This window comes from Rathayibacter sp. AY1C6, from assembly GCF_002931535.1.
Lineage (GTDB): Bacteria > Actinomycetota > Actinomycetes > Actinomycetales > Microbacteriaceae > Rathayibacter.
On the sequence record NZ_PSWC01000027.1, the window covers coordinates 1 to 15,885 of the forward strand.

The following is a 15,885-nucleotide window of genomic DNA, read 5'->3' on the forward strand; positions in this document are numbered from 1 at the left end:
ACTACGGCCTGACCCTCGCCTTCGTCACTCCGCTCGCGATCCTCATGGTCGAGCTCGCGCATCCCGTCGACGAGCTCGTGCTGCTGCGCGACGGGCGGCTGCGGCGGAGCGGACATGTGCGGTGGTCGCGGGGAGCGGTCGGGCAGTGCCCATGGAGCCCGTGTTCGCCTCCGGTGTCGATCCTCGACGATGCGGTGGACGGAGGCACCCGCGGCTCCGAGCGGTGGACGGGTGCCTGTGCAGCGGGCCGGGGACGCGGCCGTCAGTGCGTGGGCACCCGCTCCGGACGGATGCGCTCGGGAACGGGGACGAGCGCGTGGGTGATCGCGCTCGAGAGGGTGAAGGCGCTGGAGTCGAGGTGCGAGGAGTGCCCGAGTCGTGTCGCTTCGGAGGCGCGCTGCTTCGCTCCGGAGGCGGGCCGGATGTCTCCCGAGAGGCTGATCTCGCCGAACGCGGCGATCCCGGGCCGCAGCGGCGTGTAGGCGTGGGCGGAGGCGATGGCGACTGCGATCGCCAGGTCCGCCGCCGGCTCCATGAGCTTCACGCCGCCGACGGTCGACACGTAGACGTCGCAGCGCCGCAGGGGGATGCCCGCCTGCCGCTCGAGGACCGCGAGGATCATCGCGACCCGGGACGCGTCGACTCCGTTCGTGACGCGGCGGGGGTGCTCGCCGTCGTTCGCGATCACGAGCGCCTGGATCTCGACGGGGAGCGCGCGGCGTCCCTCCATCGCGACCGTGACGCAGATGCCCGGGGTGGGGAAGCGGGTGCGGCTGAGGAACAGACCGCTCGGGTCGGGGATCTCGGCGATGCCCTCGGCGGTCATCTCGAAGCAGCCGACCTCGTCCGTCGGGCCGAAGCGGTTCTTGAGCGAGCGGACGAAGCGCAGCGCCGTCTGCCGGTCGCCCTCGAAGTGGCAGACCACGTCGACCAGGTGCTCGAGCAGGCGCGGCCCCGCGATGGAGCCGTCCTTCGTGACGTGTCCGACGAGCACGAGGGGGAGCGCCCGCTCCTTGCAGACGCGGATGAGGGTCGCGGCGACCTCGCGGACCTGGCTGGGACCGCCGGGCAGGCCATCGACGGTGTCGCTCGCGACCGTCTGCACCGAGTCGACGATGAGCAGGTCCGGCCGGACCTCGTCGATCTGGCCGAGCACGGTGGCGAGGTCGGTCTCGGCCGCGAGGAAGAGGCTGTCGTGCATCGCGCCGGTGCGCTCGGCCCGCATGCGCACCTGCGCGGCCGACTCCTCCGCGCTGACGTAGAGGACCCGCTGGCCCTCGGCCGCGGCGCGGCTCGCGACCTCGAGCAGGAGGGTCGACTTGCCCACGCCGGGCTCTCCCGAGAGCAGCACGACCGCGCCGGAGACGATCCCGCCGCCGAGCACGCGGTCGAGCTCGCCCACGCCGGTGGGGCGGTGCGCCGCGGACGTGGTCTCGATCTCGGTGATGGGCCGCGCGATGCGGCCGGCGGCCGGAGCCACAGCGGCGACCGCGCGGACGAGGCCGGTGCGCTCGGTGCTCTCGATCACGGAGCCCCACTGCTGGCACTCGCCGCAGCGGCCTACCCACTTCGCGGTCGTCCATCCGCACTCCGAGCAGCGGTACGGGGCGGTGCGCGTCTTCGAGGAGGCCATGAGGTCCTTTCGGGGCGGAGGAGGGGGACGAGGGCGACGCTACGGGGGACCCCCGACACCGCCGCTCGTTCGAACGTGTCTTCGACAGTACCGTCGACCACCGACGCCGAGAGCGGGGCGCGCCAGGCCGGGGGAGAGGTCTCGTGGAGGCCCTCTGTGGAGGAGCGTCGTCGCGGAGGGGCGGAGGCGGAGGATCGCGCCTCGGAGAACGACTCCGCCCCGAGCGCCGCCCCGTCGGCGTCGGACGTCTGCGAGAGACTGGGGGACATGCCCTCGACAGTGCACGTCCTCAAGTCCGGCCGCCCGCTCGGAGTCAGCTGGTCCGGACCCGAGGGCGCCGAGCGGGTCGTCGTCCTGGCGCATCCCGCTCCCGGCTCCTCGGACTTCGACCCCGACCCGGAGGCGACCGCGCGCCACGGGGTGCGCCTGCTCTCGTTCGACCGCCCGGGCTACGGCGCCTCCTCCCTCCTGACCGACCTCGACCCCGCCGGAGCGGGCGTCGGCGCCAGCCCCGAGCAGGCCGCCGCCGACATCGCCGAGTACCTCGCGACCGTCGGCATCGCCTCCGTCAGCGCCGCCGGCTGGTCGGCGGGAGGCCGCGTGGCCCTCGCGCTCGCCGCGAACTACCCCGGCCTCGTGGAGCGCGTCGCCGTGATCGGCACGCCCGCTCCCGACGACGCCGTGCCGTGGGTCGGCGACGAGAACCGCGCCGAGCTCGCCCGCCTGGCCGACCTCCCGCTCGACGAGGCCGTCCGCTCGCTCACCCGCACGCTCGAGGGCGCCTTCGGCCCGACCCCCGCCCCGGACGCCCTGCTCGGGATGCTCGGCTCCGGCGACGCCGACACCGCGGTGCTCGAGACCCCCGGCGTCCGCGAGCGCCTCTCGCGCATGCTAGAGCGCGCCGTCGCCCAGGGCGCCCTCGGCATGGCCGCCGACCTCATCGGCTACGGCGTGCAGGAGTGGGGCTTCGCCGTCGAGTCCGCCGAGCCGCCCGCGCTCCTCCTCTACGGCGCCGAGGACGCGGTCGCCGGCCGCCGCCACGCCGAGTGGTACGCCGCACGGCTACCCGACTCCCGCCTCGAGGTCGTGCCCGGCCGCGGCCACCTGCTCGCGATTCCGGAGTGGGACCGCGTGCTCGGCTTCCTCCTCCCCGCCTGACGGCGGCCCGTCCTCTCGATTGGCGCGACTTCCGGCCGTCGCGTACACTCGACCCCGGTACCGTGTCCGAGCGGCCGAAGGAGCATGTCTCGAAAACATGTGTGGGCTTGCGTCCACCGTGGGTTCAAATCCCACCGGTACCGCCAACGAGAAGGCCCCCCGCTTCCACGGAAGCAGGGGGCCTTCGTCGTTCTCGGCGTCGTGCGGCGGTCGCGACGTGCGGGTCAGCCGGCGCGGAGCAGCCAGGAGCGGCCGGCGCGCAGGGCCCGGTACAGGCGCCTGACCGCGTGGTCGGCCTCGGCCGAGCCGACGTCCGAGAAGGAGCCCGCCCCGCCCCAGAGCCCGAGCGCGTCGGCGGCCGCCGCCCGGACCTCTCGGCGGGTCGTCGCTCCGGCGAACATCTCGTCGAGCCGGTCCGCGACGCGGGCCCGCGCGCCGTCCTGCTGCGACCGCGCGACGTCGCGCACCTCGGCGACGGCCGCCGTGATCTCGGCGAGCACAGCGGGGATCGTGCGGTCCATCCTCCTGAGCCTAGGAGCGTGAGCGCGAGCGCTGCGAGGCGGCGTGGGTCAGGAGCGTCGCCACGACTCCGACGAGCACGCCCAGCGCGGTCTCGAGCGCCCGGTCGCGCAGCAGCACGAGCTCGTCGACGGGATGCGCGAGCTCGACCATGAGGATCGCGAGCGGAGTGACGAAGGCGAGGGTCAGGCCGTAGTTGCGGCCGACGACGAGCTCGGCGGTCATCTGGAGGAGCACCACCACCACGATCACGGCGAGCGGGGAGAGCGGCAGGGCCAGGAGCGCGGCCGCGATCAGCACTCCGACGATCGTGCCGAGCATCCGGTGGCCCGCGCGCACGAGCCGGGCGCCGGCGTCTGCTCCCGAGACGGCTGCGACGGCGGAGACCATCGCCCAGTAGGGGTGGCCCAGGCCGGTCGCGGTCGGGATGGTGCCCGCCACCAGGACGACGGCCCCGAAGCGGAGCAGGGCGGCGCGCGTCGCCGGACGGGCCGCCGCCGCGCGGAACGAGGTGCGCCACGGCGTCGGGGCGAGGCGGCGTGCGCGGCGGAGCGCGAGACCGCTCAGGCCGACGACGAGCGAGAAGGCGGCGGAGCCCGCGGCGAGAGCGACGGCGAGCGGGATCCGCGAGGGCTCGGACGGGACGGACGCGCACGCCGTGACGGCGAACACCGGGAACAGCGGGCCGGGCGGATGCCAGTGCAGGGCGTCGCTGAGATAGGCGGCCGCGACGGTCACGGCGACCACGACGGGGATGATCAGCCAGTCGCGGTGAGGAGAGAGGGAGACGACGGTGCCGAGGGTCACGGTGGTGACGAGGAACGCGGCGGCCGACAGCTGCATCAGCAGGCGCGGCCGGTGCGTGTGCTGGCGTCCGTAGAGGGCCGTGAAGGCGCCGAAGGTCGCGTAGAGGGCGAGATCGGTGCGGCCGAGCGCCCAGAGGACGAGCAGCGGGACGGCGATCGAGACGCCGGCGCGCAGGGCGACGCGATGGGCGCCGGCGTGCGGGCCGAAGGCGAGGAGCTCGCGGGGGTGGGGCAGAACGGGGGTGGTGGCCATCGGGTCCTCTGATCGGGGTCCGAGCGGCGGCGGCCGGAGAAGTGGTTCACGGGTGAAGCAGATATACTTTACGCGTGAATGACTCTGAAGGCCAGCCGGGTGACGCGGTCGACGAGATCAGGGCGGGCTGGGCGGTGCTGCGGCCCGAGCTCGACACCTCCGCCGTCGACGTCGTCGGGCGGGTGATCCGCGCCTCCGCGCTGATCGCGCGGGCGACGGAGGAGCTGCTCGCCGCCCACGGGCTGACTCGCGGCGAGTTCGACGTGCTCTCCACGCTGCGTCGCGCCGGCGCTCCGCAGTCGCCGACGACCCTCCGGACGATCGCCCTCGCCTCCGCTCCCGCGATCACCAAGCGCGTGAACTCGCTGGAGCGTCGGGGCCTGGTGCGGCGCGCCGCGAACCCGGCGGACGGGCGCGGCTCGCTCATCACGCTGACTCGCGAGGGGGAGGAGCTGGTCGGCCGGGCCTTCCCCGAGGTGCTCGACGCCGAGCGGGCGCTGCTCTCGGGGGTGCCCGCCGATCTGCGGGCGGAGGCGTCGCGCTCGCTCCGCGCGGTGCTCGCGAGCGTCGAGGCGGCCGCGAGCCGGTGATGCGCGCGGGGACCGCGAGGCGGCGGGCGCTCGCTACCGTGGTCCCATGCGCCTGACCTCGAGCTTCACCGTGCCGACGCGGCCGCCGGTGCTGCAGCTGGTCAAGACGGCGGCGGCCACGGTCGTCACCTGGCTCCTCGCCGGCGTCGTCTTCCCGGGGACGCTGCCCGTCTTCGGTGCGATCGCCGCGCTCCTCGTCGTCGCGCCGAGCATCAACCAGTCGTTCTCCAAGGCACTCGAGCGCTCGGTCGGCGTCATCATCGGCGTGATCGTCGGATCCGTGATCGGCACGGTGCTCGGCGGCGAGAGCATCATCGTGCTCCTCGCGATCGTGGCCGCGATCGCCGTCGGGTGGGCCGTGCGCCTGACCCCCGCCTCCGCGGTGCAGATCCCGATCAGCGCGATGCTCGTGCTCTCGGTGGGCGCGGTCACGCCGAACTACGCGCTCGACCGCATCCTCGAGACCCTGCTGGGCGCGGCCGTCGGAGTCGTCATCAACGTGCTCATCGTCCCTCCGGTCGTGCTGGCGCCGGCCGAGCGGGCGATCGGAGATCTCACCGCTCAGCTCGCCGCTGCCCTCGACGACCTCGGCGACGCCCTCCAGGCCCCCGTCCCGCGACGCCGGCTCGACGAGCTGCTCATCAACGCCCGGCTGCTGCAGACCATGCAGAGCAAGGCGGAGGAGGCGATCGCGACCGGCGAGGAGTCCCTCCGCCTCAACCCGCGCCGCTCCGCCCACCGCGACCGGCTGCTGGCCCTCGACTCCGTCGTCCCGCGGCTGGGGCGCATCGTGACCCGGGTCCGCGGCATGACGCGGACCGTGCACGACCTCTACGACGACGAGCTCGTCGGGGAGCCGACGATCGCCGACATCGCCGTCCAGCTGCACCGGGCCGCCCACGATCTGCGGCTCCTCGTGCAGTCCTCGGTCGACGTTCCCGAGCCGGAGGCGATCACCGACGAGCTGCCCGCTCTCACCGCGCCGCTCGTGATCGCGACTCCGCATCCGCAGCACTGGATCCTGCTGGGGGCGCTCGCCGAGGACCTGCGGCGCATCCGCGAGGAGATCGTCGGCGCGGAGTCCTGACGGGCGGGCGCCGAGTGGGGTCGGCGGGAGGGCTGCTCTTGCTGCGCTCGGCGTCTCACGCCGCGCGACATGCGGCTCGTGGTGGCCTGCGGTGGTCAGCCGTCCTGCTCGCCGTCCTCCCTCGATCCGCCGCCCTCGACGAGCTCGCCGTCGCCCGGGTCCGGAGCGACCTGGTGCAGTGCCTCCGGATCGCTCGCCTCGGCGTGGAGGGTCTTGCCCTCGGCGATGAGGGAGTCGTCGTCGACGAGGATCCCGGCCAGCTCGGTGATGCGTCCCCGGAGAGCGCCGATCGGGTCCTCGGTGGGCGCGTCCTCCTCGGAGTGGTCGACCCCCGAGTCGGGGTAGCGGCGGAGGGCGGCCTCGTCCCGGTCGGGCTGCGGCGCCCGCGCGTGCTCGACGCAGAGGCGGGCGACCTCCTCCGCGTGCGCGTGCATCACGGAGTGGGAGGCGTCGGGGATCTCCCAGGCCCGCGCGTGCGGCATCGACCGGGCGATCTCCTCCGCCCACTCGCGCGGAACGAGCCGGTCGAACTCGCCGCGGATGACGAGGGCGGACGCGCGGATCCGGGGGACGGTCTCCTCGATCCGGTAGTGCATCATCTCGGGCAGCACGCGGGAGAACCAGCGCGGTCCGCAGAGGAGGTAGGCGCCCGCGGCGAGGATCGCGACCTTGAGGGGCTCGCGGACGCTCGACTGGGCGAAGCGGAGCGCGGCGGTCGGGAGGCGGCGCTCGTGCCGGTTCATCACGGGTCCGAGCAGGACGATGGTGGTCAGCTCCGGACGGCGGGCGGCGAGCTCGGCCACCACCTGCGTCCCCATCGAGTGGCCGAGGACGACGGGATCGTCGAGGCCGAGCTCGTCGATGACCGCGCCGACCAGCTCGGCGTAGTCGCCGATGTCCATGCGCCGCGCGTCGATCGGGTGCGGTACGCCGCCGAAGCCCGGCAGGTCGAGAGCGTGCACCGGACCGAACTCGTTGAGCGCGGGCGCGAGGCGCTCGAAGTAGGTGGCCGCGACTCCGATCCCCGGCACGAGGACGAACGTGCGCTCGCCGTCGCGCCCCACTGTGCTCACCCGCGCCCAGACGTCTCGGTGGTGCACCCGCTGGACCGAGACGTCGGTGCTGCGGGTGCGGCGGTGCGGATCCCGCCCCCGGGAGCGCGTGGTCGCGAAGACGTCGCGGACTCCGCGCCGCAGGGTCGTGGCGAGGGTGGGGAGGAGGTCGCTCGGGCGGAGCACGGGGCCTCCTTCGATCGGGGGAGTCGGTCGCTGCGAGCCTAGGCGCTCGCCGCCGGGCTCAGATCAGCATGTCGTCCGACCTGTGGAGGATCAGACGGGCCGGCCCGGTGTGGAGGACGCCGTTGGTCAGGGGGGCGGTCCGGACGCCGCCGCGCCTCCGCATCGCCCGGAACGCCCCGGGGGCGAGCACGACGTCCATCCAGGCGCAGGGGTTGGCCGGTCGTCCGCCCTGGAACTCGATCCGCTCCCCGCCCTGCTCGATCGCGAACGTGCGGCCGGCGAGCGCATCGACGTCGGCGCCGCGGACGATGATGTTGCGGCGGGTGTCGGCGGGGTCGAAGGGCCCTGCGCCGAGCTCGGCGGCGATGTGCTCGAGGGTCTCGACCGCGAAGAGCGTGATCGCCGCGGGGCGGTGCGCGCGCTGGGCGAAGAAGCGGTCGCCGACGATGCCGAGGCCTGCGCGGATCTCGATCCGCTCGGGCTGCTCGTTGCCCTCGGACGGCACCGGGCCATCGGCGGGGCGGCCCTCGTAGCGGTGCAGCGGAGAGACGACGAAGCCCACGAGCTCGATCGCGGCGGCCTCCATGAGCCCACGGTACGCCGTGAGGGGGAGCAGCGGCGTCCGCCGGTCGGAGGCTCTGCGAGGCGCTCCGGGACACCCCGACGGAGCCTGGGTTCTGGTGGCTGCGGCGGCGTCCCGAGAGGGAGCCGTCTGCGCCCCCGCCGCCGATTCGCGGAGGGGGCTCCCGGCATGTATAGTCGTACCTCGTTGCGTGCGCCTCTGGCCCACGCGATGGACTGCGCCCGTAGCTCAACGGATAGAGCATCTGACTACGGATCAGAAGGTTGGGGGTTCGAATCCCTCCGGGCGCACTCTGGTTGAGACAGAGCAGAACGGCCCGCTTCGGCGGGCCGTTCTCGTTTTAACGGTCGCTCGTTCCGGTGGCCGTCGGCGTCGGTCTCCCGGTGAGTGCAGGGCGAGGGAACAGCCGGTTCTCCGCCTCGCAGGACGCCTCTTCGCGCCGTCGACGACGTCGATCGTCTTCCGCCCGCATCCGCGATCAGTCCGCGCCCGTGCTCGCGATCACTCCTCGCGGGCTCTGCGATCACCCGTCGCGAGCACGCCGCTCGGCTCTTCTCGCGCGCCGTTTCCTCCTCCACAGCGCCCATCTCGCGCCGTTCTCCACGGATGCAGCCGTACCGGCCGCGGTGACGTCGAACCGAGCAATACTCTCCTTCCGTGGGGCTGAACGGTCGCCGCCGACGCAGTGCGCTCGGTCGGCAGAGGAGAGGACATCGGATGAGTCGAACGGAACAGTCGGGGCGGGACGAGCGCGGACGACACCGAGCGCGGACGGCGCGAGCGCTGGTCGGCACGACGGCGGGCTGCGTGCTCGTGAGCGGGCTGCTGGGCGGAGGCCTCGCGCCGCCGCCCGCCCTCGCCGCCGACGGTCCTCACACGACGATCGAGAACACCCTCCTGCAGGGAGGCGCGACGAACGCCGGCGTGACGACCGTCTCGGCCTGGGTCCAGAAGGGCGAGACGCTCCGGGTGGACCTCCACCCGCTCCAGGCGGGCTCGGGCACCGGCGAGGGCGAGACCGGCGGCGGTACCGCCCGGGTGACGGCTCCGGGCGGAGCCGTCCTCGACGAGCAGGACTTCGCGCCCGGAGCGGCGCCCTCGGTGTCCGCCGGCGGCTCGTTCGTGGCGGACGAGACCGGCGTCTTCCAGATCCGGGTGTCCGACGACGACGTGACGGCCCCAGTGAACCTCGTCTGGAGCATCGGCGTCCAAGACGCACGGGGCGCGGCGGTCGCGGGCCGCGTGTGGTCCGACTCCTATGCGATCCAGTCCGGGGCGAAGGAGTCCTACTCCTCGCCCGAGGAGCGGCGCTCGTCCTTCACGCTCCACGCCGTCACGGAGACGGGCGCCCGCTACGAGCTGGGGCTGCGCGGCTACGACGGGGTCGCCTCGACGGTCCAGGCCACGAACAAGGGCAACGTGAAGGTCGGGTCGTCCGATCCGTCCTATCTCTCGGTCCCCATGCCGCAGTCGAGCGAGGCGGGCGGCATCGGGGCGCAGTACGTCCAGGCGTCCGGACGCTCCGGGATCGACGGCCTGCAGACCTACAAGCTCTTCCTGGACCCGCCGTCGTCCGACCTGCCGGAGTCGATCGCTCCGGCCTACCAGGCGCCGACAATCGAGGGCCTCGCCTTCCGGCGGTCGTCCGCGGGCTCCGACGCGGGCACGCTCACGGGCGTCCTGGGGACGCAGCCGGGCACCGTCGTCGTGGACGTCGATGCGGACGGGGACGGCGCCTACGACGGCGAGCGCGACGTGCACCTCACCCGGATCGCGGGGACGACCGGTCCCTTCTCGGTCGACTGGGACGGACGGGACGCGAAGGGCGGGACGGTCGACGTGACCGACCCCGACGTCACCTTCCGTGCCTCCATCGGCCGCACGAACGAGTTCCACTTCACGCGGGTCGACGCCGAGACGTCCGCCGGCGGCGTGTCCGTCGTGAGGTCGACCGGCGGCGGCGACGACCCGTCGACGGTGCACTGGGACGACTCGCTCCTCGCCGGATCGAACTCGGAGCGGTACTCCGGCACCTCCTCGGTGACGTCCGGCGACGGCGGCACCGACTCGTCCGGCGGGGTGCACCGCTGGGAGGGCGACGACTCCGGGCGGGGCCGCGTCCCCAACGCCAACGACTCGGTGCACGGCTCCTACGGCGACCTGCGGGCGATCGACGACTGGGCCTACGGCTCGGACGGTGCGGTCGCGGTCGCACGCCTCGATCCGCTCGCGCCGCACGTGACCATCGCGAAGACCTCGTCGGTCGACTCCGCCACTCCGCTGCTCCGCGGCGCCCGCGTGCCCTACCGGGTGACGCTGACCTCGGACGGGACCGGGGACTACTCCGACGCCGCCGTCATCGACTACCTCGACAAGGGCGTGCTCGACGACGCCGAGCTCGACTCCGGCTCCCTCCGCGCCTCGCAGGGCACGGCCACGATCGATGCGGAGACGGGCCGCATCTCCTGGGCGGCCGGCAGCCTGCCGGTCGGGGCGACGGCCGAGCTGACCTTCGACGTGATCGTGACCGGCGAGGGGGACCGCGCGCTGACGAACACGGCCTGCCTCGCCGATGCGCCCTTCGCTCCCGCCTCGTCCGGCACGGGGACCGACGCGAACCCCTGCGCCACCGTCCCGCACGACATCGGCGAGGGGTCGCTCCTGATCCGGAAGACCGCGTCCCAGACGAGCGCCGAGCACGGCGGCACGGCGGGCTTCGACATCGTCGTGGCGAACACCGGAACGGTCGACGCGACGGACGTGACCGTGACCGACGTCCCGACGCTCGACCACCTGCTCGAGGCGACCATCGAGAACGGCGCCGGAGGAACGCAGCCGGCCACGGAGCCCGTCACGGGTCTCGACATCCCCGCCGGCGGCCAGGTGTCGCTGCACGTCAGCGGCCGGGTCGCCGACGGGTACGACGCCGCGACCCTGCCCAACCGCGTCTCGATCACCCACCAGCCCGAGGGCTTCGACCCGCCGACGGTCGAGAACGCCTGCGCTGACGATGCGACGTCGTCCTGCGCCGAGATCCCGGTGCCGCCCGTCGAGGGAAGGCTCTCCATCGAGAAGACGGCGATCGGGAATCAGGTCGACCACGGCGGGCGTGCCGGGTTCCGGATCGTGGTCGCCAACGAGGGGGCTCGGCCGGCGGACGGGGTGACCCTCACCGACATCCCCGAGCTCGCGCACCTGAGCGACGTCACGATCTCCCGGGACGGCGGCCCGGCGTCGTCCGACCTGACTGTCGAGAACCTGTCTCTGGCCCCGGGAGCGTCGACGACGTTCACCGTGACCGGACGGGTCGCCGACGGCGTGGACGCGTGGACCATCCCCAACCGGGCACGCCTGACCGAGGTCCCGGAGGGCTTCGATCCGACGACCGTCCTGCACCCGTGCGCGGACGACGGCGGAGCCAGCTGCGCCCAGGTGGCGGTGCCTCCGGTCGGACTCGTGCCGACGGTGCTCGCCTCGACGGGAGCGGCGGCCGGGCCCCTCGCGGCCGGAGCCGGCGCTCTGCTCCTGGCCGGCGGCGCCCTGACGGCGCTGCGCCGTCGCTCGACCCGCACCTCGTGAACCGGAGCCCGGGCCGCTGCAGCGCGACCCGGGCTCCCGGACCCTCTCCTCGAAAGGCACTACTGCATGACCGAGCACGGCCTCCCGTACCGCATCACCGAGCGCTTCCCTCTCCCCGATGGACGCGTCGGCGTCAGCACCTGGTGGTCCGCCGACCCGGAGCAGCTGGAGCAGCAGCTCCGCACGCGCTCCGGGCATCCGCATCCCGAGAGGGAGCCGATCCGGAGACTGCACCTCGCGACCGCGACGATCGTGCTGATCGAGGAGCGGACCGCGGGAGGCTTCCGCCCGCTCGACCCCCGCCTCCGGGCCCGCACCGATCCGCGCTGGCGCCGGGCTCTCCTGCGGTCGCTCAGGTCGGCCCGGCTCCGACGGGTCATCGGTCCGCGGGACCTGCCGAGGACGGATCCGCCGGTCGAGGTGTCACGGCACGTCGATCCGACACGTCGAGTGTGAAGGAGGCGGGCGGAGAGCTCGGCGCCTGATGCGCGGTGAGGGTCTCCCCGCAAGGACGCCGTCGGGTCAGGCGGCTTCCTCGAGGTCGTCCTCGACTGCGACGGGCGCGTCGACCGGGGCGCACGGGGGAGCGGACTCGGCCGGGGGCGCCGAGGCCGCGATGCGCGAGCGCTCGAGCCCGGCGAGGAGCACGGCGAAGGCCTCCTCGAGCTCGGCGGTGTCGCGGAGCAGGAAGCGCTCGCCGCTCGTCGGGTCGAGGCGGACCGTCCGGTAGGCCGGGCGGGGGAGATCGGAGACCAGGGTGATGATGCCGAGGACGACGCCGCTGCGGCGGGCGCGCGCGGTCCAGCGGTTGGCGTGGGTGCGGAGAAGGATCATGACCGGGGCCGTCCTCGGTGACGTGGTGCAGGAGCGGGGGGATGGGGGTGTCGCTGGCGGTGCGGGGATCCTCTCGAAGCTTGCTGCACGAAGGGCCTCCGCTTCCTGTGCTTGACAGCAGAGCCGAGCAGCGGTCACCGGCGCCGGGCGGCCGCCGCGGCGTGCAGGGCCCGCAGGAACTCGGGGACGACCGGGTTTCCGGTGTCGCGGGCGAGCACACCGATCTCACGGCTCGCGCCCGGATCGTCGATCGGGATCTCGCGGACGTCGTCGTCGACCGAGGACGGGCTCGGCGGCAGGATCGTGAGTCCGAGACCGGCTGCCGCGAGTCCCCGGGCGGCGCGGTAGTCGCCGACCTCGAACGCCGGCACCGGGTCGCGGCCGTCCACGGCGAGCAGGCGCCGGGCCGACTCGTGGAGGCCGTAGCCGGGCGCCAGCATGATCAGGTCGAGGCCGCGGAGGTCCTCCACCGTGACCGAGCGCCGCGAGGCCAGCGGATGACGGGGGTCCACGACCGCGAGGAGAGGCTCCGAGTAGAGGGTCGTCGTGGTGGTGCCGGGGAGATCGGGCGGATCCGCGACGATCGCCAGCTCGGACTCGCCCTCCGCCACGGCCCGCAGGCAGAGGGCGCGGGAGCCGTGACGGAGCCCGAAGCCGACCTGCGGCCAGCGGCGGCGGAACCGGCGGATCACATCCGGCACGAAGCTCTCCCCGAGGAGCGTCTGGAAGGCGAGGTCGATCCGGCCGTGCTCCACGTCGCCCGCCTGCCGCACCTCCGCGAGCCCGGCGCGGATCACCGACATGCCGTCCTGAGCGGCCTCGGCGAGACGGGTCCCCGCCTCCGTCAGCACCACCCCACGGCCCTCCCGGCGGACCAGGGGAGTGCCGACCAGAGCGGACAGCCGGGCGAGCGACCGGCTCGCGGTCGGCTGCGGGATCCCGAGCTCGGCTGCCGCCGCCGTGACGCTCCCGGTCTGGGCGACCGCGACGAGCAGGGGCAGGAGGCGGAGGGTCGCGGGCCAGTCGTCGGACACGCCACCACCCTAGATCCGGACATGACCAGAACGCATGAACAGTACGAGAAAGCACATTAGTCATGCAACCGGAGGCGGTCTACCGTCGGAATCATGAGCACCGCCGCACGCACCCGACCGATGCGCGCAGCGGCACCCTTCTCGCAGCGGCGGCTGACCATCGCCCTCCTCGCCGCCGGAGTCGCGACCTTCGCCGAGCTCTACGCCGTGCAGAGCGTCCTCCCGCAGCTCGCGCGGGAATGGGCCCTCGCCCCGTCCGACGCCGCGCTCACCGTCTCGGCCGCGACCCTCGGACTGGCGCTCTCGGTGCTGCCGTGGGCCTCGGTGGCCGAGCGCATCGGACGGCTCGAATCCATGCGGATCGCGGTCCTCACGTCCGTGGTCCTGGCGCTGCTCGCCTGCGTCGCCCCGACCTTCGAGCTCCTCCTCGTCCTGCGCTTCCTCGGGGGAGCGGCACTGGGTGCCGTCCCGGCGCTCGCCGTCGCGGCGATCCACGACCGGGTCGGGGGCGCCGGAGCGACGGCCGCCGCGACCGCCTACGTCTCCGGGACCACGATCGGCGGTGCCGCCGGACGCCTGCTCGCCGGACCGCTCGCGGCGGCGCTCGGATGGCGCGGAGCCCTGCTCGTCGTGACGGCCGTCTGCGCAGCGGCGGCGATCGTCTTCGCGGTGCTCGCGCCCCGGGGCGGCGGCGCGCGCGAGACTGCTCCCGGCGGCTGGCGAGCAAAGACGGCGCAGGTGCTCCGCGATCCGATGCTCGTCGCGATCGCGCTGCAGACGTTCCTCGCGGTCGGCGTGTTCGTCGCGGTCTACAACTACCTGGCGTTCCGGCTCGAGGCGCCCCCGTTCGCACTCGCGCCCGCGCTCGTCTCCCTCCTCTTCGCCGCCTACCTCGCGGGAACCGTCTCCTCCCGGCTCGCGGGGAGATGGGGGCCGCGGATCGGTCCCCGCCTCGTCATGCGGATCGGCGTCGCCCTGATGATCGTCGGACTGCTGGTGATGCTCGCCGAGAACGTGGCCGTGGTGATCGCCGGACTCCTCGTCTTCACGGCCGGCTTCTTCGCCCTGCACGCGACCGGCGCCGCCTGGACGGGAGCGCGGGCGGCTCCGGCACTCCGCGGGCACGCCGGCGCGGTCTACACGATCGCCTTCTACGCGGGCTCGGCCGCCGGCGGCTGGCTCCTCGGCCTGGCCGTCGGAGCCGGTGGCTGGCCGGCCTTGACGGCGGTGACGATCGGCCTGCTGCTGGTCGGAGCGGGGATCGTCAGCCTCCCGTCCCGCACCACCGCGGCCGGGCGCTGAACCCCCGCGTCCGCCGACCGCACCCCGAGCTCCGCCCGGCACCTCCCCGCAGCGGGCGAGGTGCGACATGATGGCCCGACTGCACGAAGCGGGAGACGGCATGGCGCGGAGCACCGGAGCGGACGGCTCCCCACGCGAGAGCGGCGGGACGGACGAGGGCGGCACCGACCCGCGCTACCACGCGGGCTTCCAGCGCGGCTACGACGGACGCGTCGCCGAGCGGCGCGGCAGCGGAGAGGAGCGCCTCCGCTCCCCGTTCCTGTCGGGCGGCGCCGCGGGCACCGGGCGCTCGGCCGGCCGGAGAGGCGGCCGGTCCGCTCCCGAGCACGAGGACGTGCGATCGGTCGGCGGCCCGACGGGCTCCCGAGCCTCCGGCCGACGGACGGCTCCGGAGCGCGAGAGATCGGCGGTGCGGGCCGTCCCGACACCCGCGGAGCCGACCGCGCCGCGACCCGCGGAGCCGACCGCGCCGCGACCCGCGGAGCCGACAGTCCCACTCCCGACCGAGCCGACCGTCCCGCTCTCCGCCGAACCCGACTCCGCTCCCCGCGACGCGGCACCCGGCTCCGGAGACCGTCGCGACGCGACCGACGCCGACCCCCGCCCCGCCGTCCCCACTCGCCGCATCGCCGGAGCCCTGGGGGTCGTCGGCGCCGTGAGCGTCCTCGTCGGACTCCTCGCCCTCTGGAACAGCTCCCACAGCTGGTACGACTACTCGCCGTCGCAGAGCGCCTTCGGGCCCGAGCAGTACCTGCGCGTGCTCAGCGACAACGCGATCGGACCGTTCCTCACCGTCGGCCTGATCGCGCTCGGCCTGGCTGTCGTGGTCCCGCTGCTGAGGGCTCCCCGCCGATGACGCGGGTCCGCCTGCTCTGGGCCGCCGCCATCGCGGTCACCGTCGTCCTCTGGGCCGCAGTGCTCGCGCTCCCGGTCGTGGTCCTCCTGCTGCCGAACCAGTACCAGGGCGACTCGATCACGGTCCCGCCGGAGCTCTACGTGCGGCAGGCGCTCGCGATGGTCGCGCCGCCGCTGCAGACCGCCGCCCTGGTGATGCTGGGGGTGCTGATCGTCGTCGCGGTGGCTCGGCGCGCGCCCGCGAAGGCCCGTGCGACGGAGGCGGCGAGCGGCTGGGACGACGCCGTCCTCCTCGACCCGGACGGCCGCGAGCAGCGCGGAACAGGCCCGGCAGGCCGCTGAGCAGACGCTGCTGCGTCGGAATCCATCCGCTGCTCCCCGGTCAGAAGCCGCTGCTCCCCGGTCGGAAGCCAC

At 74.1% G+C, this 15,885-nt stretch carries 15 protein-coding genes and 2 tRNA genes; 10 read left to right on the plus strand and 7 right to left on the minus strand.

All coding sequences use genetic code 11. The annotated features are described in order from the left end of the window. Positions 1-262 precede the first annotated feature (262 nt). Entirely contained in the window at positions 263-1,633 is a 1,371-nt protein-coding gene (radA, locus tag C5D36_RS14360; RefSeq protein WP_104224086.1) for a DNA repair protein RadA, read from the minus strand. Between the two features lie 267 nt (positions 1,634-1,900). Between radA and C5D36_RS14365 the strand changes: the two genes are divergently transcribed. Together C5D36_RS14365 and C5D36_RS14370 are read left to right on the plus strand one after the other, a co-directional pair. Continuing rightward, a complete protein-coding gene (locus tag C5D36_RS14365) occupies positions 1,901-2,791 on the plus strand; it encodes an alpha/beta fold hydrolase (RefSeq protein ID WP_146083747.1) in 891 nt (296 codons plus the stop codon). A gap of 56 nt (positions 2,792-2,847) precedes the next feature. Beyond that, positions 2,848-2,937 (plus strand) — tRNA-Ser (locus C5D36_RS14370). A gap of 78 nt (positions 2,938-3,015) precedes the next feature. On the opposite strand, the gene C5D36_RS14375 is transcribed toward C5D36_RS14370, so the two are convergent. Together C5D36_RS14375 and C5D36_RS14380 are read right to left on the minus strand one after the other, a co-directional pair. Further along, positions 3,016-3,312: a hypothetical protein gene (locus C5D36_RS14375; RefSeq protein WP_104296079.1), complete on the minus strand. Its 297-nt coding sequence runs from the start codon at positions 3,310-3,312 to the stop codon at positions 3,016-3,018. Positions 3,313-3,322: 10 nt separating this feature from the next. Then, on the minus strand, positions 3,323-4,369 hold the full coding sequence (locus tag C5D36_RS14380; RefSeq protein WP_104296080.1) for an FUSC family protein: 1,047 nt from the start codon (positions 4,367-4,369) through the stop codon (positions 3,323-3,325). Between the two features lie 74 nt (positions 4,370-4,443). Here C5D36_RS14380 and C5D36_RS14385 point away from each other — a divergent pair, with 74 nt between their 5' ends. Continuing rightward, a complete protein-coding gene (locus tag C5D36_RS14385) occupies positions 4,444-4,959 on the plus strand; it encodes a MarR family winged helix-turn-helix transcriptional regulator (RefSeq protein WP_104296081.1) in 516 nt (171 codons plus the stop codon). Between the two features lie 46 nt (positions 4,960-5,005). Further along, a complete protein-coding gene (locus tag C5D36_RS14390) occupies positions 5,006-6,046 on the plus strand; it encodes an aromatic acid exporter family protein (protein ID WP_104225996.1) in 1,041 nt (346 codons plus the stop codon). Between the two features lie 95 nt (positions 6,047-6,141). Here C5D36_RS14390 and C5D36_RS14395 read toward each other — a convergent pair whose 3' ends face one another. Next, positions 6,142-7,284 carry an alpha/beta fold hydrolase gene (locus tag C5D36_RS14395; RefSeq protein ID WP_181072916.1) on the minus strand — a complete coding sequence of 381 codons (1,143 nt, stop codon included), beginning with the start codon at positions 7,282-7,284 and terminating at the stop codon, positions 6,142-6,144. Between the two features lie 58 nt (positions 7,285-7,342). Then, a complete protein-coding gene (locus C5D36_RS14400) occupies positions 7,343-7,870 on the minus strand; it encodes an MOSC domain-containing protein (protein ID WP_104225994.1) in 528 nt (175 codons plus the stop codon). A 214-nt stretch (positions 7,871-8,084) separates the two neighbouring features. On the opposite strand from C5D36_RS14400, the gene C5D36_RS14405 reads away from it, so the two are divergent. The 3 genes from C5D36_RS14405 (at position 8,085) to C5D36_RS14415 (ending at position 11,902) form a co-directional block, all read left to right on the plus strand. After that, positions 8,085-8,157, plus strand: a tRNA-Arg gene (locus C5D36_RS14405). A gap of 427 nt (positions 8,158-8,584) precedes the next feature. Further along, a complete protein-coding gene (locus C5D36_RS14410) occupies positions 8,585-11,446 on the plus strand; it encodes a DUF11 domain-containing protein (protein ID WP_104296083.1) in 2,862 nt (953 codons plus the stop codon). A gap of 66 nt (positions 11,447-11,512) precedes the next feature. Then, positions 11,513-11,902 carry a hypothetical protein gene (locus C5D36_RS14415; protein WP_104296084.1) on the plus strand — a complete coding sequence of 130 codons (390 nt, stop codon included), beginning with the start codon at positions 11,513-11,515 and terminating at the stop codon, positions 11,900-11,902. A 66-nt stretch (positions 11,903-11,968) separates the two neighbouring features. Here C5D36_RS14415 and C5D36_RS14420 read toward each other — a convergent pair whose 3' ends face one another. Further along, positions 11,969-12,280 (minus strand): hypothetical protein, encoded by a 312-nt coding sequence (locus C5D36_RS14420; RefSeq protein WP_104266672.1) that lies wholly within the window; start codon positions 12,278-12,280, stop codon positions 11,969-11,971. Between the two features lie 134 nt (positions 12,281-12,414). Beyond that, complete coding sequence (locus C5D36_RS14425) at positions 12,415-13,314, minus strand: LysR family transcriptional regulator (protein ID WP_104239291.1); 900 nt, start codon at positions 13,312-13,314, stop codon at positions 12,415-12,417. A gap of 93 nt (positions 13,315-13,407) precedes the next feature. On the opposite strand from C5D36_RS14425, the gene C5D36_RS14430 reads away from it, so the two are divergent. The 3 genes from C5D36_RS14430 to C5D36_RS14440 all read left to right on the plus strand — a co-directional run bounded on the left by C5D36_RS14430 (position 13,408) and on the right by C5D36_RS14440 (position 15,813). Continuing rightward, positions 13,408-14,616, plus strand: a complete 1,209-nt coding sequence (locus C5D36_RS14430; protein WP_104296085.1) for an MFS transporter — start codon at positions 13,408-13,410, stop codon at positions 14,614-14,616. 67 nt (positions 14,617-14,683) lie between these two features. Beyond that, the gene (locus tag C5D36_RS14435; protein WP_146083748.1) at positions 14,684-15,472 is read left to right on the plus strand and encodes a hypothetical protein; all 789 of its coding nucleotides are present in this window, start codon (positions 14,684-14,686) and stop codon (positions 15,470-15,472) included. Then, complete coding sequence (locus C5D36_RS14440) at positions 15,469-15,813, plus strand: hypothetical protein (protein ID WP_104296087.1); 345 nt, start codon at positions 15,469-15,471, stop codon at positions 15,811-15,813. Before C5D36_RS14435 ends, C5D36_RS14440 begins: the two co-directional genes overlap by 4 nt. Positions 15,814-15,885 lie beyond the last annotated feature (72 nt).